This window comes from Deinococcus psychrotolerans, from assembly GCF_003860465.1.
Taxonomy (GTDB): Bacteria; Deinococcota; Deinococci; order Deinococcales; family Deinococcaceae; genus Deinococcus; species Deinococcus psychrotolerans.
Map to the genome: position 1 here is coordinate 1,926,716 of NZ_CP034183.1, position 22,870 is coordinate 1,949,585.

The following is a 22,870-nucleotide window of genomic DNA, read 5'->3' on the forward strand; positions in this document are numbered from 1 at the left end:
GGGGGCTTGCCAGCTTCGTTCGGCAAGTCATTGGGAGAAAAACTGTGGAAGAAAACGCGGCAAAAATGGCACGGCAGGGCGACTTGATTTGTTTGGCCCACCTCAGATGGGATTTCGTCTTTCAGCGCCCGCAGCATTTGATGGGTCAGGCGGCGCGTGACCGGCGGGTGTATTACGTGGAGCCGCCCCTTTTCGGGGAGTGGGACAGCTCACTGGAGATCCGCTCTACCGAATACGGGGTCACGGTCGTTGTGCCGCGCTTGCTGGAAGGCTTAGACGCTGCTGCCTCACAGGCCCGCACGGCGGCCATGCTCAATGAACTGGCCCTCAGCGAAGCGTGGCACGAGTACACCTTATGGGTTTACACCCCGATGGAAATGCCGCTGGTCACCGCGCTTGATCCCAGCTTGGTGATTTACGACTGCATGGACGAGCTGGCCAATTTCCGCTTCGCGCCGCCGGAGTTGCGCCCCCGCGAGCAGCAGCTTTTGGCGCGGGCCGATCTGGTCTTTACCGGCGGCCACCGCCTCTGGGAAGCCAAACGCGAGCAGCACCCACACGCCTACCCGTTTCCCTCCAGCGTGGACAAGGCCCACTTTGCCCGCGCCCGCCGCGAGCTGCCCGATCCCGCCGATCAAGCCGACTTGAACCGCCCCCGCTTGGGCTTTTACGGCGTGATCGACGAGCGCTTCGACACCGCCCTGCTCGCCGAGTTGGCCGAGCGCCGCCCCGAGTGGCAATTCGTGTTGCTGGGGCCAGTTGTCAAAATTCAGGAAGGCGATTTGCCCCGCGCCGCCAACCTGCACTACTTGGGCATGAAAAGCTACGCCGAGTTGCCTCAGTATCTGGCGCACTGGGACGTGGCGCTGCTGCTGTTTGCCCGCAACGCGTCCACCGAGTTCATCTCGCCGACCAAGACGCCGGAATACCTGGCGGCGGGCGTGCCGGTGGTGTCGACTGAAATCCGCGACGTGGTGCGGCCCTACGGTGAGCAAGATCTAGTGCGAATTGCCAACCGCGCCGACGACTTCGAGGCGGCCTGTGAAGCCGCTCTTGCCGAACGCCACCAGCCGGAAGGCCATGACCGGCAAGCCCGTGCCGACGCTTATTTGGCCGGGCTGTCGTGGTCGCAGACTTGGGCCGAGATGGAGACACGGATGAATGAAGCGAGAGGCCGTAAGGCTACAAAAACTGAGGCCGCAGATGACTGAGCTGCCCTTAATGTCCAGCGGCTTCGATTACCTGATCGTGGGGGCGGGCTTTGCCGGGTCGGTGCTGGCCGAGCGGCTGGCCTCAGAAGGCAAGTCGGTGTTGATCGTGGACAAAAGGGCGCACATCGGCGGCAACGCTTACGACCGCTACGACGACGCGGGCGTTTTGATTCACCCCTACGGCCCGCACATCTTCCATACCAACAGCCGTGAGGTCTTTGATTACCTCTCGCGCTTCACCGAGTGGCGGCCCTACCAGCACCGGGTCAAGGCCAGCGTGGACGGGCAACTACTTCCCATTCCGATCAACCTCGATACCGTCAACCAGCTGTACGGCCTGAGCCTGACTGCCTTTCAGGTCGAAGAGTTCTTCGCCTCGGTGGCCGAACCCGCCGAGAAGATTCGCACCAGCGAGGACGTGGTGGTCAGCAAGGTCGGGCGCGACCTCTACAACAAGTTCTTTAGGGGCTACACCCGCAAGCAGTGGGGCCTAGACCCCTCCGAACTTGACGCCTCGGTGACGGCCCGCGTGCCGACCCGCACCAACCGCGACGACCGCTATTTTGCCGACACCTATCAGGTGATGCCGCTGCACGGCTATACCCGGATGTTTGAGCGGATGCTGGCCCACCCCAACATCAAGGTGATGACCAACACCGATTACCGCGAGATTGCCGACTTCGTGCCGTTCGCTCAGATGATCTACACCGGCCCAGTGGACGCCTACTTCGACTACCGCTTCGGCAAATTGCCTTACCGCAGCTTGGAATTTGTTCACGAGACGCACGCGCAGGAGCAAATGCTGCCGGTGGGGACGGTCAACTATCCCAACGACTACGCCTACACCCGCGTCAGCGAGTTCAAGCACATCACTGGGCAATCTCACGCCCAGACCAGCGTGGTCTACGAACTGCCCCGCGCCGAGGGTGATCCGTATTATCCGGTGCCGAGGCCCGAGAACGCTCTCCTGTACAAGAAATACGAGGTACTAGCCCAGGCGACGCCGAACGTGATGTTCGTGGGGCGGCTGGCGACTTACAAGTACTACAACATGGATCAGGTGGTTGCTCAGGCACTGACGGCACACCGCAAGCTCAGCAGAGTGAAGGTACTGGAAGAAACGCTGGCTTAACAGCAACGTAAAAAACCGGCCACTCCCAGATCAGGGAATGGCCGGTTTTTTACGTGTTCAGAGGTCTAGAACTTGATCACGTACTGGGCGAAACCGTCGTCCTGCATTTTTTGCAAGGTGGCGTTGGCGGGCAGGAATTTCTGGGCGTTGGGGCCGGTGGCGTAAAGCAGGCTCACGCCCGGCAGCGGCGTCAGTTTCCAGTTGTTGTCGGCGGTGGGGTTGACGGTCTTCTGCGCCTGGAAGTACTGGACGAGGGCTTCACGGGTTTCGTCGGGAGCCTGCAAGATGATGTTCTTGCCGTCGAGGCCGGGGAAGTTACCACCGCCAGAAGCGCGGTAGTTGTTGGTGGCGACCACGAACTGCGCGGCGGGGTCAATCGGCTTGCCCCCGAACATCAGCTCCTTGATGCGGTGAGCGCCGGGATTGGCCAGCTTGCCGCCCACGTCGTAGCGGCTGGGCTGGCTGACGTCGATCTGGTAGGTCACGCCGTCGATGACATCGAAGTTATAGGTGGGAAAGCTGGTCTCGACGAGGTCTTGCGGCGCGGTGTTCTTGGGATCGATCTGCTTGAATTGGGCCGCTGAGCGCTCCAGCCACTCCTGCACCTGTGCTCCCGTGACCAGCACGGCCTGCACCGTGTTGGGATAAACATACAGATCGGCCACGTTCTTGATCGCCAGCGTGCCCGCCGGAATATCGGTGTAGTAGCTCGCTCCGGCGCGTCCGCCCGCTTTGAAGGGAGCCGCCGCCGACAGCACTGGTAAGTCGGCGTACTTGCCGCCCGCCAAAGCCGCCTTGACGTAGGCGATCTGGGCACTGGCGACGAGCTGCACGCTGGGGTCGTCTTGCACCAGCGCCCAGTACGAGTTGATGGGGGCTGAGAGGTCGGCCACCTTGCCGCGCACATAAGCCAGCGTGCCTTCGTTGGCCGCCTTGACCGCCAGAGCGATGCGCGGGTCGGGTTTGACCAGATTGACTTTGGCCACCTTGTCCCAGATCGGGCGCAGCGCCGACTGGGTATCCTGAACCTTCCAGACGCCCGCCACTTTTTGCAATTTGAGGTCAATGATGCCCAGATCGTTGCCCCAGAATCCGGCCATCACGACGGCTTTGCCATTAATGGTGCCCTTGGTGATGTCCGCGCCGGGAATATCCTTGTAGACCGGCCCCGGAAATTCCTGGTGGCTGTGGCCGCTGAGCACCACGTCGATACCGCCGACTTTGGTGAGTTCGGTGGCCGCATTTTCCTGCCCCGGCACGTAGTCGGCGTTGATGCCGCTGTGGGCAATCGCGATGATGATGTCGGCCCCCTGAGCTTTCATCATTGGCACGAATTTTTTGGCCGTCTCCACGATGTCGCGGGTCGTGACCTTACCGTCGAGGTTGGTCTTGTCCCACTGCATGATCTGCGGCGGCAGCAAGCCGATCACCCCCACGTTGAGCACCTGCGGGCGGCCCTGAGCGTCATACACGATCTTGCGCTGAATCAGGTAGGGCGTAAAGGCGTTCTTGTCGTTGTCGGGGTTGTTGTCGCCGTCATCGATGTAGACGTTGGCGTTGACCATCGGCATGGGAGCCGCCGCCATCACCTGCTGGAGGAAGGGAAGGCCGTAATTGAATTCGTGGTTGCCGAGGTTGCCCGCGTCGTAGCCGAGCAGCTTCATGGCCGCGTGCATCGGGTGCATTTCGCCGGGCTTGAGCGGATCGACGCGGGCCACGTAATCGCCCAGCGGATTGCCCTGAATAAGGTCGCCGTTGTCGTAGAGCAGCGTGTTGCGCTTTTCTTTCTTGGCATTTTCGATCAGCGTGGCGGTGTACTCGAAGCCGAACTCGCCAGTGGGCTTGTCCTGGTAGTAGTCGTAGCCGAGCGCGGAGGTGTGCAGATCGGTGGTTTCCAGAATCCGCAGCTCGACAGTGGGCGTGGGATCGACGTTCTGGGCGCTGGCAAGGCTGCCGAGGGCCAGAGTAAGAAGAACTAAGGGTTTCATCCTCCCCGTTATACTCCCGTAATGGTCAGCTTGGCGTAAGATACTTGGCCTGCTAAGCAAAAAAACGCGCCCCCAGCTTTCACCGGGGGACACACGCTTACTGAAGTTTGAAACTGGCGCTCAGTCCGCCGCCTGCCCTTCCGCCGGATACACTTCGATGATCCCCGCCGCGCCCATGCCGCCGCCGATGCACATGGTGATCAGCGCTTTGCCGCCGCCGCGCCGCCGCAGTTCGTGAATGGCGGTGGTGGTCAGCTTGGCCCCCGAGCAGCCGAGCGGGTGGCCCAGCGCAATCGCCCCGCCGTTGACGTTGGTGATCTCCTCGTTGATGCCCAGCGTGCGAATGACAGCCAGACTCTGGGCCGCGAACGCTTCGTTGAGTTCGATCAGGTCCATGTCCGCCAGGGTCAGCCCGTTTTGCTTCAAGACCTTCGGCACGGCCTCGACTGGCCCGATGCCCATCACTTCCGGCCCAACGCCCGCCACCGTGAAGCCGATGAACTTGGCCAGCGGCTTCAGGCCCAGCTCGTCGGCCTTCTCTCGGCTCATCAGCAGCAGCGCCGAGGCTCCGTCCGAGAAGGGCGAAGCGTTGCCCGCCGTCACCGAGCCGCCCATCTTGAAGGCGGGGCGCAGCTTGGCGAGGCCCTCCAAGGTGGTGTCGCGGCGAATCAGTTCGTCGTCGGCGTACATCACGGTTTCGGAAGTGATCTTTGTTCCCTTGACCTTGTCTACGCGCACCGGCACCGGCACGATCTCGTCTTTGAATTTGCCCGCGTCCTGCGCGGCGGCGGCCCGCTGGTGGCTGCGCACCGCGAAGGCGTCCTGATCTTCCTTGCTGACGTTGTACTGGGCGGCCACGTTCTCAGCGGTCAGGCCCATGTTGATGTAGGCTTCCGGGCGCTTGTCGACGAGGCTCAGGTTGGGGCTGGGGTTGTGGCCGCTCATCGGCACCATGCTCATGCTCTCCACGCCGCCCGCCAAGATCACGTCGAAGTGTCCGGCCTGAATAGCCGCCGCCGCCATCGCCACCGTTTGCAGGCCCGATGAGCAAAAGCGGTTGACGGTCACGCCGCCCACCGAATCGGGAAATCCAGCTTGCAGCGCGGCGAGGCGGGCAATGTTGAGCCCTTGTTCGGCCTCGGGAATGGCGCAACCGAAGATCACGTCCTCCACGATGGCGGGATCAACGCCGACGCGGGCCAGCGCTTCTTTCATGACCAGCGCGGCCAGATCGTCGGGGCGGGTGTTAGCGAGGGTGCCTTTAACGCCGCGCCCAACGGCGGTGCGGACGGCGGAAACGATCACGGCTTCACGCGCAGGATTGGCAGTGGGGTTAGACATTGGGATTCTCCTTTTGAGAAGGGGTATTTATTTCAGAGTGTTGAGCTTCAAGCGGCCCCAGCATCCGGCTGAGATACTGGCGCAGGCGGCGCTCGTAATTCTCTATATCCATATTCCAGTTTCGGAGGTGTTCTGCGCCTTCCACCCGCACGTACTCGATCAAATCGGGCCGGGCCTCGAACAGGCGGTCGAGCTGCGAAACGGGCACGGTGTCGTCGGCGCTGCCATGAAAGATCAGCATGTGGCGGTCATAGACGTGGGCGTGGCTGAGGTGATCGACCGCGTCGAAATCCTGGCCGCTCTTGAGGGTGGTCAGCTTCTCCACGATGGGCGCAAGGAACACCGGAAGCCGCAGCCGGACGGCAAAATGCTTGATCAGTTCGCGCCACTCTAGGGCGGGCGAATCGAGCACCACCGCGTTGACATACTGGGCCAGTTTGCTGCGCCGCATGAACGCCAGCGTGATGCTGCCGCCCATGCTCAGGCCCATCAATACAATCCGCTTGGCTCCGTGGTCGCGGGCATATTGCACCGCCACTTCCAGGTCTTCCCACTCCTCGGCGCTGAGCCGGTAGACGCCCTGCGGCGTGCGGCCCGCACCGTGCGCGTTGCGGTAAGTGACCACCAAGCTGCTCAGGCCAAAGTCGTGATAGGTCGGCAAAAAGCGCAGGGCGTCTTGGCGCAGGCCCTGATAGCCGTGCATGATGATGACCCAGTCTTGCTGGGGGTTGGCCCCGATTGCGCCTTCCTTGCCCGGCACGAACCAGGCCGGAAGCGGGCCGTGCTCGCCGCTGAGCACCAGATTGTCGAAGATCAGCCCGCGCCCCGCTGGGTTGCCGAGGCCCACCGAACTGGGCCGCACCGCCAAACCCGGCCTGAGGTACTGTCCTCCGCGCAGCAGGGGCCGCTTGACCCACTTGGAGCCGCCCTCCACCACTGGCCCCAGCAGCGAGCCGCCGTCCTCAGCGTCCCAGTCGAGTGTGACGGCCCCGGCGCGGGCAGTGGCGTAATTGCGGGTGAGCTGAATCATCGTCTCGTGGTTCTCGCGCGATACGGCCAGCACGCGGGTCTTGTAAACGGGCCGCTTGACAGGCCGCGCCCGCACCAGACCGTCGGCAAAGTACCAGCCGGTGCCGAGTGTGGCCGCCGCGCCGAGGCCCACGCCCAGCAGCACGCGGGCGAAGACGGGGAAGGAAGATTTGGGGGTGGGGGTCATGGGGAAGTATCTCCAAAGTGGACAGAGGTGTGAACCGACGCCGTTTTAGTTCCGCAGCGGCTTGCCGGTCTTGAGCATGTGTGCGATCCGGTCTTGCGTGCCCTTCTTCCCGGCCAGCGTCAAAAAGGCCTCACGTTCCAGGTCAAGGAGTTGCTGCTCAGTTACGCGGGCTTGACGATTGTTGGTCGCGCCGCCTGCCAAAATGTTGGCCAGTTGCAGCGACACTTCGCGGTCATACTTGCTGGCATAGCCGCCTTCCACCAAACCGTAGAGGGCGCTCTTGATCGCGCCAATCGCCGCTTCACCCATCACCGGAATGTCCATCCGCATGGCGGGCTGCACGTAGCCGGGAGCGAGTTCCAGCACCTTGCGCTTGGCCTCGGCCAGCAAGTTGTCGCGGTTCATCACCGTTTCGTCGCTCTTGCGCAGGAAACCGAGTTTGCGAGCGTCCTGAGCGCTGGTGCTGACTTTGGCGGTGCCGATCAGCTCAAAGGCGCGTTGCACGGCGGGGAGGAGCGGCTGACCCGGCAAGGTTTGGTCAGTGAAGCGCAGCAGCATTTCTTTGGTGCCGCCGCCGCCGGGAATCAGGCCCACGCCGACTTCGACGAGGCCCATGTACGTTTCGGCGCTGGCGGTCACGGCGTCGGCGTGCAGGGCCATCTCGGTGCCGCCGCCCAGCGTGAGGTTAAAGGGAGCCACCACGACGGGATGCGGCGAGAATCTCAGGCTGGTCGTGGCCTGCTGAAACAGCTTGATGGCCGCGTCGAGTTCGTCCCACTCCTCGTCCTGGGCCTGCGACAAAATCAGCGGCAAATTCGCGCCCGCACTGAAGTTCTCGCCCTGATTGCCGACAACCAGTCCGGCGTAGCCCATCTCCTGCACGGTTTTGTGCGCCGTGCCGATCATCCGAATGGCGTCCTCACCCAGCGCATTCATCTTGGAGTGGAATTCGAGCAGCAGCACGCCGTCACCCAGGTCAACCAAGCTCGCGCCACCGGTCTTCTTGACGACCTTGCTGGCGTCTTTTTTGAGGTCGCTGAGAATCAAATACGGCGCGGCGTAGGGCTGCATTTCACCTTTGGCGTCCACGATTTCAGCGCCGTTGTAAAACTTATCGCGGCCCTCGTCTTTCATCTTCTGGAGCAGCGGCGGCAGGCGGCGGCCCTCTTTCTCCAGATTGCCGATGACGGTTTGCACACCCAGCGCGTCCATCGTCTCGAACGGCCCCTGCTCCCAGCCGAAGCCCCATTTCAGCGCGTTGTCGATGTCCTGAAGTTGCCCCGACACGGTTCCGGCCATCTTGGCGGCGTACCAGAAGCCGTCGTTCATCACGCCGCGCATGAAGTCGCCTTCTTTGCCTTCCACTTCGTAGAGGCCCTTGACGCGATCATTCAGCGGCTTGCCTTTGAGGGCGTCCAGCACACCGATCTTGACTGGTGCTTGGTCTTCGTACTCCAGATTGTCCAGATTCAGCGTCAGAATCTTGGTCTTGCCGCGCTCATCTTTGGTTTTCTTGTAGAACCCACTTCCGGTCTTGTCGCCCAGCCACTTCTTGTCTTCCACCAGTTTCTTGAAGGTGTCAGTCAGGGTAAAGTCCTCGTCGTCGCCCGTCACCTTGCCGATGTCATTGGCGACGTGATAGATGATGTCCAGGCCCGACAGATCGGCGGTGCGAAACGTCGCGCTCTTGGGGCGGCCAATCGCCGGGCCGGTCAGCTGATCGACCACGGCGGGGGTCAGGCCGTTTTCTTCCATCCGTTTCATGGCCCGCACCATGCCGTAAACGCCGATGCGGTTGCCCACGAAGCCCGGCACGTCGTTGGCGACGACCACGCCTTTGCCCAGCGTGTGATCGGCAAATTCGGAGAAGGCGCGAATCACTTCCGGGCTGGTCTGGTCGGTGGGAATGACTTCCAGGAGGTGCAGGTAGCGCGGCGGGTTGAAGAAGTGCGCCCCCACGAAACGGCTCTTGAAGTCGTCCGAACGGCCTTCCACTTGAAGATGCATTGGAATGCCGCTGGAGTTGCTGGAGATGATGGCCGTTTTCTTGGCGACCTTCTCCACTTTCTCCCAGAGATCGTGCTTGGCGTCCAGCTTCTCGATGATCGCTTCGATAATCCAGTCGGCGTCTTTGATTTTGGCGAGGTCGTCTTCCAAGTTGCCCACCGTGATCAGCTTGGCGTTCTCAGGGGCCATGAAAGCGGCGGGGCTGGCTTTCAGAGCGCGTTCGATGCCTGCTTTGGCCAGAAAGTTGCGGTCAGGCTTATCCGGCAACACGATATCGAGCAGCACCACCGGAATACCCGCGTTGGTCAGTTGGGCAGCAATTGCCGCGCCCATTACGCCCGCGCCGATCACGGCGGCCTTCTGAATGGGAGAGGGCTGGGGTTGATGCTGGGCAGTCGGTGGGGTTTGAGTGGCAGTCACGGAAAGTACCTCCTGAGGCGAGAACGGGACAAATAGATAATTTTATACTCAGTTCAAAGTTTAGGGCACGGGCTGGTACTTGTCCAGATGTGCAGGCACAATCGGAAGCCTTTCAGTCGTTATGAAGGCAAGTTTAACAGCCCGCTCGGAAGGTGACGGGAGGCGAGTCTTAGGGTGAGGGCAGACAGGAGCGGTTGGTTCGGCCCGCTCAAACGGCTTAGCAAAGCTGAACGCCACCGCGCTTGGCCCATGCTGCTTCAAAGATTCCAATTGAAGTCAGCCAGTTGCGGGCTGTCTCATTCACCGTGAACGAACACGCCGAGCAAGCCAATCCTCTGGCGCACTGAGGCGGGCGAGTTGAGATGGTAATGCGGCACAGACTGAAGTGCTTCAGTCATGGGCAAGGTCGCCCTCAGAAGTTGCTGTGCCTGCTCCGCTTTGCCCGCGCAGCCGCCCCGCCACCACAGCGGTGAAGAAAGCCAGTCCGAAGGTCAAGCCGAGTTGCCAGGGCACGCCGCCCGCCGCGCCGAGGGCCGCCACCAGCGCTCCGCCGAGGCCCGCACCCAGAGCGCTGCCGAGCATGTCGGCGAGTTGCAGCGTGCCGCTGACTTCGCCTTGTTGCCCGCTGGGCGCGTGCTGCATGACCACCAAAACATGTGCCGGAAAGGCCAGACCCATGCCAAACGCCGCCAAAATCCAGAAAAAGACCCCCAACGCAATCGGCAAAGCGGGAAAGACCAGCGCGGCAAGTAGGCCCAACAGGCCGCTGCCGATCGCCAGCGAGCCGAGCCGCACCACCGAGGAGCGCCGCTGGCCCTGCGTGCGCTCGTCAAAGCGCGAATGAATCAAACTGGTGGCCGACCAGATCAGCGCTCCGCCCGTCAAGAACAGCCCGGCTTGCAGCAGCGTCAGGCCGCGAAGCTCCGCCAAGCCCAGCGGCAAAATCGACTCGCTGCCAAAAAAAGCGAAGGCCAGCAAAAACCGCACCGCGTACCCCGCGCTCAGCGGCGTACCGAGAGCCAGCATGCGGGCCGGAAAGAGGCGGCCCAGCGCCGGCAGAGCCAGCCCCAGCCCCGGCAGCAGCAGCAAGCCGCCCAGCCATTTGCCCTGCCCCAACTCGGTGATGCCCGCCAGCCCCAGCGTGACGCCAATCGCGGCCAACACCACTGCCCACAGGCGAGTGCGGCTCAGCGGCGTGCCCGCGCCCCTCAAGGTGCGGAGGGTAGGCAGCAGCAACCCAGCAGCCAAGATGACCAGCGGCAGCAACCCCAAGAACACCCCACGCCACGACCAGCGCCCCGTCACGTAGCTCGCCAGAGCCGGGCCGAGCAGCGCGGGCAGCACCCAGGCGCTACTCAGCAGCGCCAGCATTCTGGCCCGCATAGCGTCAGGGTAAGCGGTGTTGATGACCAAGTACGCCACCGACACGATGGCACCGCCGCCCAGCCCCTGCAAAATGCGGCCGCCGATTAGCACCGCCATGCTGGGGGAGAGTCCCGCCACGCCGAGGCCAGCAGCGAACAGCAGCAGCGCGATCAACACCGGCACGAACGGCCCGTCGCGGTCAGCCAGCGCACCCAGCCCCACCGTGCCGACCATAAAGCCCATAAAAAAAGCGCTCAGCGGCCAGCCGTAGAGCTTGAGGCCATGAAGTTCACGGGCCACTTCCGGCAGTGCGGTGGCCACCGCCAGCGACTCGAAGGCGATCAGCAGCACGCCCAGCAGCAGCCCGATACTCAGCGAGCGACGCGCCGGAGCAAACGGATTGAGCGAAGCGGACAAGTCGGTGGCGCTCACAGCTGCTCAGTTCTGGGTCGGTCAGCTGTGGGCTGCTCGGTTATGGATTGGTCAGGCGTCAGCAACCCGAGCAGCGCTTCTTCGATACCGCGCCCGCGCCAGCCGCTTTCGAGTTCCAGGCCGCACTGTAGCTGACCCTCCGCGCCCGGCCAGCTCAGCGCCGCGCCGATGACTTTGCCTCCGGCCACCGCCACCGTGCCCGCCATGAGCTGTGAAAGGGGCAAACCGGGCTGAGCAGCAAAGAGGGTTTTAAGCCGCAGCTGTACAGCTGGAGCGGGCGGCAACGGCAAGCGCGACACGCGCACGCGGGCGGGCAAACTGGGCGGGGAAGAGGCAAACATAGCCTGAGTGTAAAACAGGGCGGGCCTGCCAAATGGCGGCGACCTTGCGCGGCCATACACTTTTTCACCGCGTTCCAACCTCACGTCGCTAGAATGCCCGCCATGATTGCCGAGCAAACCCGTCCGTGAAAGCGCTCACGCTCCTTTTGAAAATTTTGCTGTGGCTGCTGGCCGCCGTGCTGGGGGCTTTGGCGCTGGGCGCGTTCGCCAGCCTCAACCCCGCCGCCCCCACCTGGATGCGGGCGCTCAGCGCGTTAGAAGGGGTACTGCTAAGTCACCTGTTGACAGCTTACCCGCGCGGCATTCTAGAAGCGCTGGGCGCGGCGCTAGTAGTGTTTTTGGCCGCGCTACCCACCGCCGCCAACTCCACCGCCAAAGTCGCCTCCAAGCCCGCATGACCCCCGGTCTCGCCCAAACCCGCAAGGCCCGCCCCGCCGACGAGTGGGCTGCCGAGCGAATCTTCCGGCCTCTAGCGCAACTATTGGTGGCTCCCGCCGCCCGCACCAAGTTGAGGCCCACCCAGGTGGTGCTGTTTCACACCGGCCTGACGCTGCTGGCCGCCGCTGGGCTGCGGCGCGGCGCTTGGCTGGCTCCGGCACTGCTGCTGCAACTCAAAACCGTTCTCGACAACTTCGACGGCCAACTTGCCCGCGCCACCGATCAGACCACCCTCAGCGGGCGCTACCTCGACAGCGAAATGGACGTGCTGGGCAATTTGGCGCTGCTCACAGCCCTACACGGCCCCCTGATCGGCCCCAGTGCCACGCTGCTGCTGAGCCTGATTCTCAGCACCGATTACCTGTGGGAGCGCGATTACCGCGCCGCCAGAGGCGAAACTTTCCGCGCCCCAGCGGCGCAGCAAGGCGACAATCCGGCGGTGCTGGCAGCACTGGAAAAATTCTATGCGCTGTACTTCGTACCGCAGGAGCAGATGCTCAGCCGCTTGTTTGAAGCTCGGTTGCGCTCGGTGGCCGGCCCTCAGCCCACCCCGCAAGACCGCCAAGCGTATACGCCGCTCGCTGCCCTGACGCTCAGCGCCAACTTGGGGCTGAGCAGCCAACTGCTGCTGCTGGGCGCATTGACCCTGCTCAAACGCCCGCACTGGTACGCGCCGTCGCTGGCGGTACAGGCCGCCGCGCTGCTGACCGCTCAGGTCTGGCGCGAGCGGCAAGTGGCCCTGAGCCGGCAGTAAGCGCTTCTTTTTTGACGAACGGTTTAGAGTTCTGGATACACCTTGAGTTCGGTCATGTGCGCCCGCGCCGGGCGGGTGATGGCGTGGGCGAGGGTCTGCGCCAACGCACGCGGGTCGATGGTGGCTTCCCAAGTCAGGCCCGACTCGCGGTTGGAGGAGGTGTCGATTGCGCCCATCGGGTAAAGGGTCAGGGTGGTCACGCCTTTGGCTTTGAGTTCGTCGTGGATGCTGAGCAGGTAAGCCGCCACTGCCGCTTTGCTGGCGGTGTAGAGCGCCGCGCCGGGGCCGCTCATCTTGGCGGCTTGCCCTGCTGAGACGCCCAAAATCATGCCTTCTTTTTGCTTGATCATGTGCGGCAAGACGCCCTGAGCCGCGTGAAACAGCGACTGCATATTGGCTCCGAACATCGCTTGATAATCTTTTTCGCTGGCTTTGTGGGCGTCCTGTGCGCTAAATGCACCGATGGTGTGAATCAGCACGTCGGCCCGCTGCTTTTTGAGAATGTCCACGCAGTCGGGATCGGTCAAGTCGAGGTCGAGGGCTTTTTTGGCGGGAAAGCGGTCTTCAGCGCGTTTAAGCGCTTCACCGCGCCCCACCAAAATGAGTTCTGCGCCTGCGTCGATGAGTTCTTGGGCGATAGCAGTCGCCAGTGCGCCGCCCGCTCCGGTGAGCATTACAGTGGTTCCGCTGAGCTTAGCCATGCGCACAGCCTAGCGCCTTTGAGCGTGGTGCGTTCTTTGGAACTCGCCCATCATTGGCGGGGGCTGCGGCGCTCTGGTTACTGCCCGCCGCTGACCACCGCTTTGCTGTCGCGCAGCTTGTAGGTTTTGCCTGCCGCGTCTTGGAACATCAGCACGACCTGCACGGCGTCGCTGCTCGACAAGTTGGCGCTGCCGCGCCCCACCGCTTGCAAGCAGTTGGCCGCGCCCGAGCAGTGGCGGCGGTCTTGCGATTCGACACCGGAGCGCCACACCCCCCCCTCGGTAATCACATAAACGCCCGTGACCTTAAAAGTATTGAGCGGGCCGGTGCTAGAGCGCAGCGTGACTGGCACCACGAAGTTGCCGGCACAGGGCCGGCCCACGCACGTCAGCGCACTCAGGTACGGCGTGGCCTCGGCGCTGATCTTCATTCCGCCGATGGCCAGCTTGGTGGGCGCGGCCAGCAGTTCTCCGGCGCTGATCGGCGGCACACTCGCCGCGTTTTGCAGGGCGGGGCCGCTGAGACCGGCGCTACTCAGGCTCGGCCCAGCCGCCGTGCCGCACGCCCAGAGAAGCGGCGCAAACAGGAGGGGCCAGCCTAAGCCTTTCATAGTGTGAGTTTAGCTCTTTCTAACTGACTTCCAGCTTACCTTGCTCACTTTTTTAACATTTCATTTTCCCAGCCGCAGCAGACGTTGACATGCCGTCAGGGTTAACCTAGACTCGGCATTAGTTGACTTACCGGTAGGTAAGCAGAGATTGCAACACTTCAAGGAGACTCGGCATGGATGAACTTATCGTAAAGCCCCTCGTTCACAACGCCGTCGGCGGTTTGGTGGTGCTGGCCGCTCTCGCCGCTCTCGTTATCAACTGGCGCGGCGCGTACGTCCTCAAGAATTTTGGCCCGCTGCAACGCGCCTCGCTGATCGTGCTGCAAATCGCGCTGATGGTTCAGGCGCTGATCGGCATCAAACTGCTCGACCAGGGGCTAGGCATCGTGCAAAAGTATGTGCACTACCTTGGCGGTCTGGGCGCACTGGGCCTGCTGATGCTGCTCTACTGGCTGCCGCAGCGCAGCGCCCAAAAAACTTCAAAAAATGCCCTTGGTCTGACTGCCGCGTCGTTGACGTTCGTGCTGCTGACCTTCGTAGTGGGCGGCCTCTATGCCAGAGGCGGACTGAGCTGAGGAAAAACAAAAGCCGCCTCAGCGCAGCCGGGTGATTCGCCGCCCCTGTTCGTCGTGCTCCAGTTTCAGCAGCCAGGACTCCGGAAAGTCACCGTAAAAAAGTTGGCCCCATTCGATGATGCTCAGGCGGGCTTCTTCACTGAGGCGCTCCAAGTCCATTTCGTAGAGTTCTTGGGCATGCTGCACGCGGTAAGCGTCCACGTGCAGCGCCGCGCCCTGCGGCGTGGGGTAGAGCTGCATCAGGGCGTAGGTGGGACTGCTGACCAGACCTTCAAAGCCCAGCGCGGCGATCAGGCCCTGCGTCAAGGTGGTTTTGCCCGCGCCGAGTTCGCCCTCCAGAAACAGGACGGTGTGCGGAGCGAGCTGCGCCGAGAGCAAGGCCCCAAAGGCCCGCTGAGCGCTTTCATCTTCTATTAAAAGGGTGTCGCCCGGCTGCATGGAGAGCATGATAGCGGCTCCTATTCTCAAGAAATCAAGCGCTGCTCATTCACCGCTCCACTCGCCCTTCTCGCCCCCTTTACTCTGGAAAGTCGCTCATTCTCGCTCTGGCCTCTTCGATGTCCGCGCCCTGCGCCGCCCTGTGGCCGCCCAAATGCGGCAGCAGCAACCAGACGCCCTGCGGCGTGTCGAGGCGCACCTCAGCGTCGCCAATCGGCAGCGGCAACTCGGCGAGTTGGGCACTCAAGCGGGCCAGCGACCACGCCTGAGGATCGGGCGCTCCGCGCATGACCGTGCCGCCGCGCAGTTCCCAGAGGCCCTGAGGCAGCGGCGGCAGCGTCACGAGTTCTTGTTCCGGTTCTTCATCGAGGCCCAGCGCGTCGAGCAGGCCCGTCAGGGCTTCTTCGCCAAACTGGGCAGTGAGGTCGCGGGCCACTTGAAACTCGGCGCGGGCCTCGCTCAGCAGCGCTTCGGCGTCGCCCAAAACCTGCATGTAGTGGGCGCGGCCATCGGCAGACAGCTTGCCGAGCTTGAGGTGTGAGCGCAAGGTATCGGCCAAGCGGCCCAAATGCGAAATGGTGTCGCCGGCGAGGTGGCGGTAGCGGCCATATTCGTCGAGCACCTGCCGCGTTCTGAGGTCGAGCGCCTCGCGTTCCTGCGCCGCTACGCCTTTGCGCTGGTCGATCACGGCCCACAGCGCCGAGAGGTCGGCCATTTCGCCGCGCTCCAGGGCCTGTGCGGCCTGTGACAAATCGCCTTGCAGGCCCTCGATCACCGGCAAATCGCGGGCGGCTTGCTCGATTTCCAGCAGCTCACGCTGGTTTTCTAAGGCGTCCTCAGCGCTCGCGTCACCGCTCTCAAGCAGCGGCAAGCTGCGCGAAAGCAGCCGCAGTTCGTCGGTGGCGAGGCTGCCCGACGACAGCAGGCCGCGTGCCACCGCCGCGCCGAGTTGGGCCTGTTCGGCGGGTCGCAGCGCCGAGTCGAGCTGGGAGAGCCGCGTTTCAAAGTCGCTGAGTTCGGTTTGCTGCTGTGCCAGTTGGGCGAGTTGGGCAGCTTCCAAATCACTTCTGAGCCGTACGAAACGCTCTTCGCCGAGCAGGTGGCCGCTGTCTAAGCGCTCTTTGGCCGCCTGAATCTCGAGGTTGAGGCCTTCCTCGACGCGCATGAGCGGCGCAAACTCGCGGCTGAGGTCAGACAGCGCCCGGACTTCGTGGGCACGGTCGAGTTCGCGGACTTGCTGCACCACGTCGTCGCTGGCCTGCGGAGCCGCGCCGCCCGTGGGCAAACCCACCACCGATGACGCCACCAATTTACGCAGATCCAACGTCAGGTTGCGGGCACGCTCGACTTCGGAAGGCAGCAGCGCTCCGGTTTTTTGGGCGTCCTCGATGCTTTGCAGCAGGCCGCTGAGCCGCCGCACTTTGGGGCCGCCCACGCCCTCGACGCGGCCAAATCCGGCCCGCAGCTCGGCGAGGTCGCTTTCCTGCCTCACCAGCGCTTCGGCGAGGCGGCGTGAGAGCGCTTCTTGCAGGTCTAAACCCTCGGCCACCAACTTATCGGGCAGCGGTTTACCCGCGTCGAGTTCGCCGCGTAGCACCGCGCTGAGCGCCCGCAGCCGCTTGACTTCCGGCCAATCGAAATACAGCGAGTAAGCCTTGAGGCTTTCTTCCAATGAGGCGACGTGAAGTTGATTCTGGGCTTGAGCGGCGTTCGGCTGAGCACCGCTTTGCTGAGGCTCGGGAGCTTGAGCAGCGCCGTCCAGCTGGCTTTGAGACGGCGGCTCAATTCTTGTTACGGCGTTGGAAGGTGCCGGACTCACCGCCGCGCTGAGCTTAAGGTTGGCCAGCACTTCCTCAATGCGGCGCTTGGCCAGCGAGGCAGGCACGGTCAGTTGCAGGCGGCGGAATACGTCGCGCTTGAGGATGTCGGCCAACTGAGTGCTGGAGAGTTCTTCGGGCCGCATGGAGCGGTCTTGGGCGGCGCTTTCGATCAAGCGCTCCAATGCCCGCGCCGAAATGAGATCACCCAACTGAGCGACAGCTTGTCGGTAAGGCATTTAGCACTTCTCCCTTAGGCAGCGCACGGCGCACGGCGCAGAGCGGGCCATCAGATTTCCTCGTCCCATTCGAGGCTGCTCTGGGTTTCGGTTTGCATCGGCTTGGCGCTGCCCAGCAGCCCGAACTGAATGCACAGGCCCCTAAAGCCGTAGGTCAACGCCGTCAGTGCCAGCACCAAGCTCAGCGCCCACACCGGGCCGCCCCAGGCGTTTTGGGTCAGGGTCAAGTTGGTCAGGCTGCGGAGCGCCCCGAAGCCCACCAAATCGCCCAGCCAGCCCAGCAAGCCGAACACACCTTCGAGCAGCAGCGGCAACAGCAGCAGCACGAGGCCGCCCAGCACCGAGCGCCAGTACGGATTGCGGCTGCCGAAAGCCAGATTGAGCAAGTAAAGCGGATACAGCGAGACCAGCGCCAGCACGAAAAACAGCGCCGCCCGGATGCTGCCGCCGACGCCGCGTGAGACGCTGGCCGCCGACGCGTTCAGCACGCTGCCGGTTTGGCCCTTGACCTCGGCTTCCACGTTGGCGAGGTCACCAATGGCCGACTGCACGTCGCTGGGGCGCAGGCCACTGCGGGTCTTGAGGGTGCTCAAATCAGTGGCCAGTGCGGCGGAGCTGGCGCTGCGGCCAAGCGTGGGCGACTGGTTCAAGGCTTGCTGGGCGTCTTCGAGAGCGCTGCGGGCGGCGGCTTGATCAGCCACCGAAGCGGCGCTCAGGGCGCGTCCGAGGGCGGCGTAGATGCGGTCGGCTCCGCCTGCACTGCCAGACGAACTGGGACGGGAATTGGCCGCCGGAGTCGTCACCGGAGTCGTCGCGGGCGCACTCGGCGGCGTGCCAGCCTGAGCCGGAGTGGGTTTGGGCAGCGTCGGAACGGTATTGACCGCTGTGCTGGGCGCTGCGCCGCTGGCCGCCTGCACAAAGCTGGCCGAGCTGCTGCGCAGGGTTTGGAGGGCGGTGCTGGCCGCCGCCGCGTCGCCGCCAGTGACGGCGTTCAGGGCGCTGGCAAACTGATCGACTTGCAGGGCTCCGGCTCCCGGCGCACTCTGCACCGCCGTGAACCAACTGGCCGCCCGCGTGAGGTTGAGGTAGGCAGCGGTCTTGTTGGTCAAGTTCACCGCGCCGAGGTAACCCTGCACTTTGCGGGCAGCGGCCTGCTCGATCAGGCGCTGGGCCTGCGCCGTTTTGCCGCTGGCCAGCGAGGTCAGAAACTGGCTGCTGGCCGCGCCGCTGAGGCCAAATTCCTCGGTCAGCAAGCGGGCTTGGTTGGGTTGCTGGGCAGTGGGCAGGGCAGTGAGGGTCTGGGTGTACAGCACCGCCCGCATCAGGCCCCGCGCCTGAGTGACTTGGGCTTCCAGCTCGGCGGGGCTGCGGGCCAGCGAAGCGCGGGAAGCCGACAGCGCGTCCGTTAGGCCCTGCGAGAGAACTTTGTCTTGAATGGTGGGCTGCAAACTGTCGAGCGCTTGCTGGGCCTTTTGGAGGTCGCTGAGGCTGCGGCCTTTGCTAAAAGCCCGGTCTTGCACCGCTTGGTTCAGGGCCGTTTTGAGGCTGCGGTAAGCGTCCAGATTTTGCGCCCCGGCCTGACCGAGTGCGCCGCTGGCCAGCACGCTGAGCGCCAAGAGAGCGGCGCGGTTGGAGGTGTTGGAGTTGGCAGTGCCAGAAGTGACAGAGTGAAACAAACAAGTGGCCTTCATGCGCTGACCTCGATTTGCTGGAGCTCGGTGAGCAGCCGCCCGACGTTGACGTTGCCGCGTGCCAAAAGAGCCACGCAGTAGTTTCCCACCACCCGCATACACACGGTGGCGTTGCCCAAGTCGGCGCTGAGCAGCTTGAGTTCGCGCTGGCGAAAAAGCATGGCGGTGGCGGCCACCACGCTGCCGAGTTGCGGCGCACCCTGCGGCGCACGCACGCTCAGCACTTGGCCTTCGGTGCTGCACAGCACCACGGTCTGCACCCCGGGGTGACGAGCGAGTTCGTAGAGCAGCGCGTCTTGGCCCTGGGCCGTCAGCAGTTCGTAGCGCTTGACCGCCGCTTGAAGGTGAACATAATCGGGGTCACTGAACTCGAAATCATCGGCGCTGAAATTGTCACCAATCGCAGCTTCAGGCGGGTTGTGGAGTGTGGGGTCAGTCGGTGCATCGGCGCTCAAATCGTTCACGATCTCCTCATTTTGGCCCGTGAAGGATAACGCTTGGGCCGGTGATTGGGTGGTTAGGCTCGGCGGAGCTGGTGCGCGGGAAGTGGATATGGGAGGGTTTAAGTCAGAACTGCTTGGGCCGGGGCTGCTTGAACTGGCCGGGCGCTGATAACTCGGCTCCTCTGTGCTGTGGATGGGGCTGTGGGCGGGAGCACCGAGCAGACGCTCATCATCACTCCACTGGGTATCGGTGTCTTCCTGATCCCAGATCACGGTACGGGCACCCTGGTCAAACAAATCCGAGGCTCTCAAATCGAGGCGCTCAAGTCGCTGGGAAAGGGCTTGTAATTTATCAAATGCCGCCGTGCCGGGAAGGGCCTGTGAGAGGCGGCGCTCGAGCGGGCCAGAGAGAACGCGCTGCATGTCCCTTGCCGTCACCGTTTCTGGCGACAGCTTGAGATCACGCAGCGAAGCGCTCAGCATCGTCTCGGCAGCGCGGCCCGACACCACTTTGGAAAGTGAGCGTGCAGTGAGTCGGAAGACAGGATTCGGCATAAGTTGCCACAAGTATAGTTAAACCCGCTTACACCTTTCTCTCAGCCCTCCACTGTCTGTGGTCTTGATCTGCGCTGGGCCGCGAATTTCAGGCTTTTTGCTTCAGGTCAGTTTTCTGACTTGCCGAAGTGCGCTCAAGTGATCCGTGAGGTACGTCAGCGCTCCCGCTCATGTTCCGATCGGTGTGGGCAAGCGCTCGTTAAGCTGCTTGTATGCGGGATTGCAGAACTATCCACCGTCGGTAATTTGACCGCTCTTAAAGGCACAAAAACCCCGCCGCCTTCCTCAAAGGAAAAGCGGCGGGTTTTGTTGGGTGGTGGAGGCGGAGAGAGTCGAACTCTCGTCCGGAAACCCATTCAGCGTGACTCTACGTGTGTAGCCTGCAAATTGAATTGTCGGGGCGGGACTGGCCTACAGGCGGGCGTTCCTTTCCTTAACTCTGTTTTAGTTCGCGCCCGGCACCAGAGTAAAACCGGAGCTAGCCATTGTTTAAATCAGCTCGCGCAGCGCCAATGGCGAGGCTCTACGGTTGCTGGGCTGGGGTTTAGGCAGCCATTGCAAAGCTGTTATTGTTGCCAGTTAAAGGCTTTGCCGCTTTTTAACGAGGCCAACGGCCACCTCGACACGCACCACATCCTTCAGTAATCCCCGTCGAAACCGGATCGCCCCCAGATGAATTCAGTATAGAACATCTCACGCCCATTTCGCCTTGAGCAAATGGCTTAGGCCGTCTCACCCCGGCGTCAGGCGGTTATAACGGCCGGGTGTCGGGAATATGTCAGGCCCGGCCATTTAGCATCTCAATCATGAGCTTGATGGACGCTGCCCCCGACCTGAACCTTCCCGAAGACACAGACGCCGAGTTGCTGGCGCTGCTGACCCTGCGCTTCACACCCGCTCTGGGGCCGCGCCGCATCGAGAACCTGCGGCGGCATTTCGGCTCGGCGCAGGCGGTGCTGGGCGCTTCGCTGACCCAGTTGCGGGCAGTGCCGGGCCTCGATACCAAATCGCTGAGCGCCATTGGTGCGGCGGGGGTGGGCGTCCGGGCGCAGCAAGAACTCAGCCGCGCCCGCGAAGCTGGAGTGCAGGTGCTGGGGCGCGGGCTGGAAGGCTATCCGGCGGCGCTCGAAGCCCTGCAAGACCCGCCCGCTGCGCTGTGGGTACGCGGCGCTGATCTGCCGCAGGAGGTGGTGCCGCGTGCGGTGGGCATCGTCGGTACCCGCGCCGCCAGCGACCACGCCCTCAAATTCACCCGCCAGTTGTCGGGCGACCTCGCCCGCGCCGGAGTCAACGTGGTCAGCGGCCTGGCACGCGGCATCGACAGCGCCGCCCACCAAGCCGCTTTGGACGCGGGCGGCGTCAGCACGGCGCTCTTGGGCTGCGGGGTGGACGTGATTTACCCCGCCGAAAATGCCCGCCTCGCTGCCCGCCTGACTTTGGTCAGCGAGTACCCGATGGGCACGCGGCCTGCCACCCACCATTTTCCGCAGCGAAACCGCTTGATTGCCGCTCTGAGCGCCGGTTCGGTGGTCATCGAGGGCGATTTGAAAAGCGGCGCGATGATTACCGCCACGCACGCGCTCGAATGCGGGCGCAGCGCCTTCGCGGTGCCGGGCCGGGCGGGTGATCCCTTAGCGGCTGGCCCCCACCGCTTGCTGCGCGAGGGCGCGGTGCTGACCGAAAACGTGAGCGACGTGCTGCACGAACTCGGCTGGGGTGAAGCGCCCGCGCCCGTCCACCTAGACATGAGCCCCGAGCAGGCGCTGGTGTACGCCGCCCTGCCCGAAACCGGCGCGGTTTTGCTGGACGACGTGGTGTCGCGCAGCGGGCTGAACATCAGCGAGGCGCAACTGGCCCTGACCATGCTGGGGTTGTGCGGCCTCGTGGACGAACGGGGCGGGCGGTATCTACGCCGCTGATTGGTTGAGGCGCTGAGTGATTTCGGTGCTAGAGGTTCCAGCCGCCCGAGACTTCCAGCACCTGGCCGGTCAGGTAAGCGCTGCCTTCCACGAAGGTCATCACGGCCCGCGCCACTTCGTCCACCGTGCCGAGCCGCCCCGCCGGAATCTCGGTGAGCGGCTGGCTGACTGAGGTTTCGATGACGCCCGGCGACACCACGTTGGCGCTGATGCCGTACTGAGCCTCAGTGCGGGCAATGGCCTTGGTCAGCGCAATGACGCCCGCTTTGGCCGCCGCGTACGGCACCACGCCGGGCCGGGCCAGCAAGTTCTGTGCGCCCGCATAGCCGAAGTTGACGACCCGACCGAAGCTGCTTGCGTCCGGTTGATTGCCCCGCATCAGCGGCACGGCCACCCGGCAGGTGTAGAAAGTGGCGCTGAGGTTGCTGCCCAGCATGTCGTTCCACTCGTCGGGAGTGGTCTGATCCCAGCGGCGGTGAACATAGTTGCCCACCACGTTGACCAGCACGCCCAGCGGCGATTGAATCAGCGGCGTTTCAAAGCGGCGGTGCGCCCACTCCACCACAGCGGCAGCTTGATCGGGGTCGGTCAACTCGGCCTGGAAGGTATCAGCTTGAACACCCAGCTCACGGCACAACTGGGCCGTTTCGGCGGCGTCCTCGGCACTGGAGCGGTACTGCACGGCCACGTGGTAGCCCGCACCCGCCAGCGCCAGCGCCACCCCGCGCCCGATGCCCCGCGCTCCCCCGGTGACGAGAGCGGTGTAGGGCTTCATGCGCCTTCCTTGATAGCCAGCTCAACTAGGGTGCGGGTGAAGCTGTTGAGCGGATAGGTCAGCGCTTCTTCCAAACTGACCCAGGCCCACTGGACGATCTCCTCATTGGGCGTGATGGTCTCATCTTCGGTCTGGGCAAAGAAATCGAACAGCAGCATGTGAGAATCTTTTTGAAACTCGGCTGAGCGCACCGCCTCTTGGGTCTGGGCCGCTCGGATGTGGGTGATCTTCAGGCCGGTTTCTTCCACAAATTCGCGCTCAACGGCGGCCAGCAGCGTTTCGCCGTACTCGACTTTGCCGCCCGGCACGCCCCAACTGCCGCGCCATTTGGTGGTCTGGACAATCAGGTAGCCGGCGGGGCCGCTTACCAACGCGCCGACGCACACCAGCGGCCTTGATGGGGGGGCAGCAGAATCAGAATCTGAGGGACGGTCATTCATGGGGTGAGCTTAGCGGCTGAA

General features: G+C 63.3%; 20 protein-coding genes and 1 other RNA gene. 6 read left to right on the forward strand and 15 right to left on the reverse strand.

The genetic code is table 11. The annotated features are described in order from the left end of the window. Positions 1-65: 65 nt before the first annotated feature. Positions 66-1,211, forward strand: a complete 1,146-nt coding sequence (locus tag EHF33_RS09500) for a glycosyltransferase family protein (protein ID WP_124873046.1) — start codon at positions 66-68, stop codon at positions 1,209-1,211. After that, positions 1,204-2,343 carry a UDP-galactopyranose mutase gene (gene glf, locus EHF33_RS09505; RefSeq protein WP_164473449.1) on the forward strand — a complete coding sequence of 380 codons (1,140 nt, stop codon included), beginning with the start codon at positions 1,204-1,206 and terminating at the stop codon, positions 2,341-2,343. The genes EHF33_RS09500 and glf overlap by 8 nt, the downstream gene beginning before the upstream one ends. A gap of 65 nt (positions 2,344-2,408) precedes the next feature. Here glf and cpdB read toward each other — a convergent pair whose 3' ends face one another. The 6 genes from cpdB to EHF33_RS09535 form a co-directional block, all read right to left on the reverse strand. Further along, entirely contained in the window at positions 2,409-4,331 is a 1,923-nt protein-coding gene (gene cpdB, locus EHF33_RS09510; RefSeq protein ID WP_124870536.1) for a 2',3'-cyclic-nucleotide 2'-phosphodiesterase, read from the reverse strand. A gap of 120 nt (positions 4,332-4,451) precedes the next feature. Then, a complete protein-coding gene (locus tag EHF33_RS09515) occupies positions 4,452-5,672 on the reverse strand; it encodes a thiolase family protein (protein ID WP_124870539.1) in 1,221 nt (406 codons plus the stop codon). After that, positions 5,665-6,888, reverse strand: coding sequence for an alpha/beta hydrolase (locus EHF33_RS09520; protein ID WP_124870542.1), 1,224 nt, complete (start codon positions 6,886-6,888; stop codon positions 5,665-5,667). Before EHF33_RS09520 ends, EHF33_RS09515 begins: the two co-directional genes overlap by 8 nt. Before the next feature lie 45 nt (positions 6,889-6,933). After that, the gene (locus tag EHF33_RS09525) at positions 6,934-9,228 is read right to left on the reverse strand and encodes a 3-hydroxyacyl-CoA dehydrogenase/enoyl-CoA hydratase family protein (RefSeq protein WP_124873048.1); all 2,295 of its coding nucleotides are present in this window, start codon (positions 9,226-9,228) and stop codon (positions 6,934-6,936) included. A gap of 477 nt (positions 9,229-9,705) precedes the next feature. Then, positions 9,706-11,112, reverse strand: coding sequence for an MFS transporter (locus tag EHF33_RS09530; RefSeq protein WP_241191124.1), 1,407 nt, complete (start codon positions 11,110-11,112; stop codon positions 9,706-9,708). Beyond that, positions 11,109-11,453, reverse strand: a complete 345-nt coding sequence (locus EHF33_RS09535) for a hypothetical protein (protein ID WP_124870545.1) — start codon at positions 11,451-11,453, stop codon at positions 11,109-11,111. The genes EHF33_RS09530 and EHF33_RS09535 overlap by 4 nt, the downstream gene beginning before the upstream one ends. 146 nt (positions 11,454-11,599) lie before the next feature. On the opposite strand from EHF33_RS09535, the gene EHF33_RS09540 reads away from it, so the two are divergent. Further along, positions 11,600-11,851, forward strand: coding sequence for a hypothetical protein (locus EHF33_RS09540; protein WP_124870548.1), 252 nt, complete (start codon positions 11,600-11,602; stop codon positions 11,849-11,851). Continuing rightward, positions 11,848-12,645, forward strand: coding sequence for a CDP-alcohol phosphatidyltransferase family protein (locus EHF33_RS09545; protein WP_124870550.1), 798 nt, complete (start codon positions 11,848-11,850; stop codon positions 12,643-12,645). Before EHF33_RS09540 ends, EHF33_RS09545 begins: the two co-directional genes overlap by 4 nt. Before the next feature lie 23 nt (positions 12,646-12,668). Here EHF33_RS09545 and EHF33_RS09550 read toward each other — a convergent pair whose 3' ends face one another. Further along, complete coding sequence (locus EHF33_RS09550) at positions 12,669-13,346, reverse strand: SDR family oxidoreductase (RefSeq protein WP_124870553.1); 678 nt, start codon at positions 13,344-13,346, stop codon at positions 12,669-12,671. 77 nt (positions 13,347-13,423) lie between these two features. After that, entirely contained in the window at positions 13,424-13,957 is a 534-nt protein-coding gene (locus EHF33_RS09555) for a hypothetical protein (protein WP_124870555.1), read from the reverse strand. A 173-nt stretch (positions 13,958-14,130) separates the two neighbouring features. On the opposite strand from EHF33_RS09555, the gene EHF33_RS09560 reads away from it, so the two are divergent. Then, a complete protein-coding gene (locus tag EHF33_RS09560) occupies positions 14,131-14,532 on the forward strand; it encodes a hypothetical protein (protein WP_124870558.1) in 402 nt (133 codons plus the stop codon). A gap of 18 nt (positions 14,533-14,550) precedes the next feature. Here EHF33_RS09560 and tsaE read toward each other — a convergent pair whose 3' ends face one another. The 5 genes from tsaE to ssrA all read right to left on the reverse strand — a co-directional run bounded on the left by tsaE (position 14,551) and on the right by ssrA (position 20,385). Beyond that, positions 14,551-14,979, reverse strand: a complete 429-nt coding sequence (gene tsaE, locus EHF33_RS09565) for a tRNA (adenosine(37)-N6)-threonylcarbamoyltransferase complex ATPase subunit type 1 TsaE (RefSeq protein WP_420889937.1) — start codon at positions 14,977-14,979, stop codon at positions 14,551-14,553. 70 nt (positions 14,980-15,049) lie between these two features. Next, positions 15,050-17,026, reverse strand: coding sequence for a hypothetical protein (locus EHF33_RS09570; protein ID WP_124870561.1), 1,977 nt, complete (start codon positions 17,024-17,026; stop codon positions 15,050-15,052). 50 nt (positions 17,027-17,076) lie between these two features. After that, a complete protein-coding gene (locus EHF33_RS09575) occupies positions 17,077-18,702 on the reverse strand; it encodes a hypothetical protein (protein ID WP_124870564.1) in 1,626 nt (541 codons plus the stop codon). An 11-nt stretch (positions 18,703-18,713) separates the two neighbouring features. Then, the gene (locus EHF33_RS09580; protein WP_124870567.1) at positions 18,714-19,715 is read right to left on the reverse strand and encodes a roadblock/LC7 domain-containing protein; all 1,002 of its coding nucleotides are present in this window, start codon (positions 19,713-19,715) and stop codon (positions 18,714-18,716) included. A 314-nt stretch (positions 19,716-20,029) separates the two neighbouring features. After that, positions 20,030-20,385, reverse strand: a transfer-messenger RNA (tmRNA) gene (ssrA, locus tag EHF33_RS09585). Between the two features lie 136 nt (positions 20,386-20,521). Between ssrA and dprA the strand changes: the two genes are divergently transcribed. Continuing rightward, a complete protein-coding gene (gene dprA / locus EHF33_RS09590) occupies positions 20,522-21,634 on the forward strand; it encodes a DNA-processing protein DprA (protein ID WP_124870569.1) in 1,113 nt (370 codons plus the stop codon). Between the two features lie 28 nt (positions 21,635-21,662). Here the strand turns inward: dprA and EHF33_RS09595 are convergent, their stop codons facing one another. Together EHF33_RS09595 and EHF33_RS09600 are read right to left on the reverse strand one after the other, a co-directional pair. Next, positions 21,663-22,409 (reverse strand): SDR family NAD(P)-dependent oxidoreductase, encoded by a 747-nt coding sequence (locus EHF33_RS09595; RefSeq protein WP_124870572.1) that lies wholly within the window; start codon positions 22,407-22,409, stop codon positions 21,663-21,665. Further along, on the reverse strand, positions 22,406-22,849 hold the full coding sequence (locus EHF33_RS09600) for an NUDIX domain-containing protein (protein WP_124870575.1): 444 nt from the start codon (positions 22,847-22,849) through the stop codon (positions 22,406-22,408). Before EHF33_RS09600 ends, EHF33_RS09595 begins: the two co-directional genes overlap by 4 nt. Positions 22,850-22,870 lie beyond the last annotated feature (21 nt).

Excerpts from the sequence above, each read along its gene's own strand:
- EHF33_RS09500 (WP_124873046.1), top strand. The coding sequence starts at position 66 with ATGGCACGGCAGGGCGACTTGATTTGTTTGGCCCACCTCAGATGGGAT.
- glf (WP_164473449.1), top strand. The coding sequence starts at position 1,204 with ATGACTGAGCTGCCCTTAATGTCCAGCGGCTTCGATTACCTGATCGTG.
- cpdB (WP_124870536.1), bottom strand. The coding sequence starts at position 4,331 with ATGAAACCCTTAGTTCTTCTTACTCTGGCCCTCGGCAGCCTTGCCAGC.
- EHF33_RS09515 (WP_124870539.1), bottom strand. The coding sequence starts at position 5,672 with ATGTCTAACCCCACTGCCAATCCTGCGCGTGAAGCCGTGATCGTTTCC.
- EHF33_RS09520 (WP_124870542.1), bottom strand. The coding sequence starts at position 6,888 with ATGACCCCCACCCCCAAATCTTCCTTCCCCGTCTTCGCCCGCGTGCTG.
- EHF33_RS09525 (WP_124873048.1), bottom strand. The coding sequence starts at position 9,228 with ATGGGCGCGGCAATTGCTGCCCAACTGACCAACGCGGGTATTCCGGTG.
- EHF33_RS09535 (WP_124870545.1), bottom strand. The coding sequence starts at position 11,453 with ATGTTTGCCTCTTCCCCGCCCAGTTTGCCCGCCCGCGTGCGCGTGTCG.
- EHF33_RS09545 (WP_124870550.1), top strand. The coding sequence starts at position 11,848 with ATGACCCCCGGTCTCGCCCAAACCCGCAAGGCCCGCCCCGCCGACGAG.
- EHF33_RS09550 (WP_124870553.1), bottom strand. The coding sequence starts at position 13,346 with ATGGCTAAGCTCAGCGGAACCACTGTAATGCTCACCGGAGCGGGCGGC.
- EHF33_RS09555 (WP_124870555.1), bottom strand. The coding sequence starts at position 13,957 with ATGAAAGGCTTAGGCTGGCCCCTCCTGTTTGCGCCGCTTCTCTGGGCG.
- EHF33_RS09560 (WP_124870558.1), top strand. The coding sequence starts at position 14,131 with ATGGATGAACTTATCGTAAAGCCCCTCGTTCACAACGCCGTCGGCGGT.
- tsaE (WP_420889937.1), bottom strand. The coding sequence starts at position 14,979 with ATGCTCTCCATGCAGCCGGGCGACACCCTTTTAATAGAAGATGAAAGC.
- EHF33_RS09570 (WP_124870561.1), bottom strand. The coding sequence starts at position 17,026 with ATGCCTTACCGACAAGCTGTCGCTCAGTTGGGTGATCTCATTTCGGCG.
- EHF33_RS09580 (WP_124870567.1), bottom strand. The coding sequence starts at position 19,715 with ATGCCGAATCCTGTCTTCCGACTCACTGCACGCTCACTTTCCAAAGTG.
- dprA (WP_124870569.1), top strand. The coding sequence starts at position 20,522 with ATGAGCTTGATGGACGCTGCCCCCGACCTGAACCTTCCCGAAGACACA.
- EHF33_RS09595 (WP_124870572.1), bottom strand. The coding sequence starts at position 22,409 with ATGAAGCCCTACACCGCTCTCGTCACCGGGGGAGCGCGGGGCATCGGG.
- EHF33_RS09600 (WP_124870575.1), bottom strand. The coding sequence starts at position 22,849 with ATGAATGACCGTCCCTCAGATTCTGATTCTGCTGCCCCCCCATCAAGG.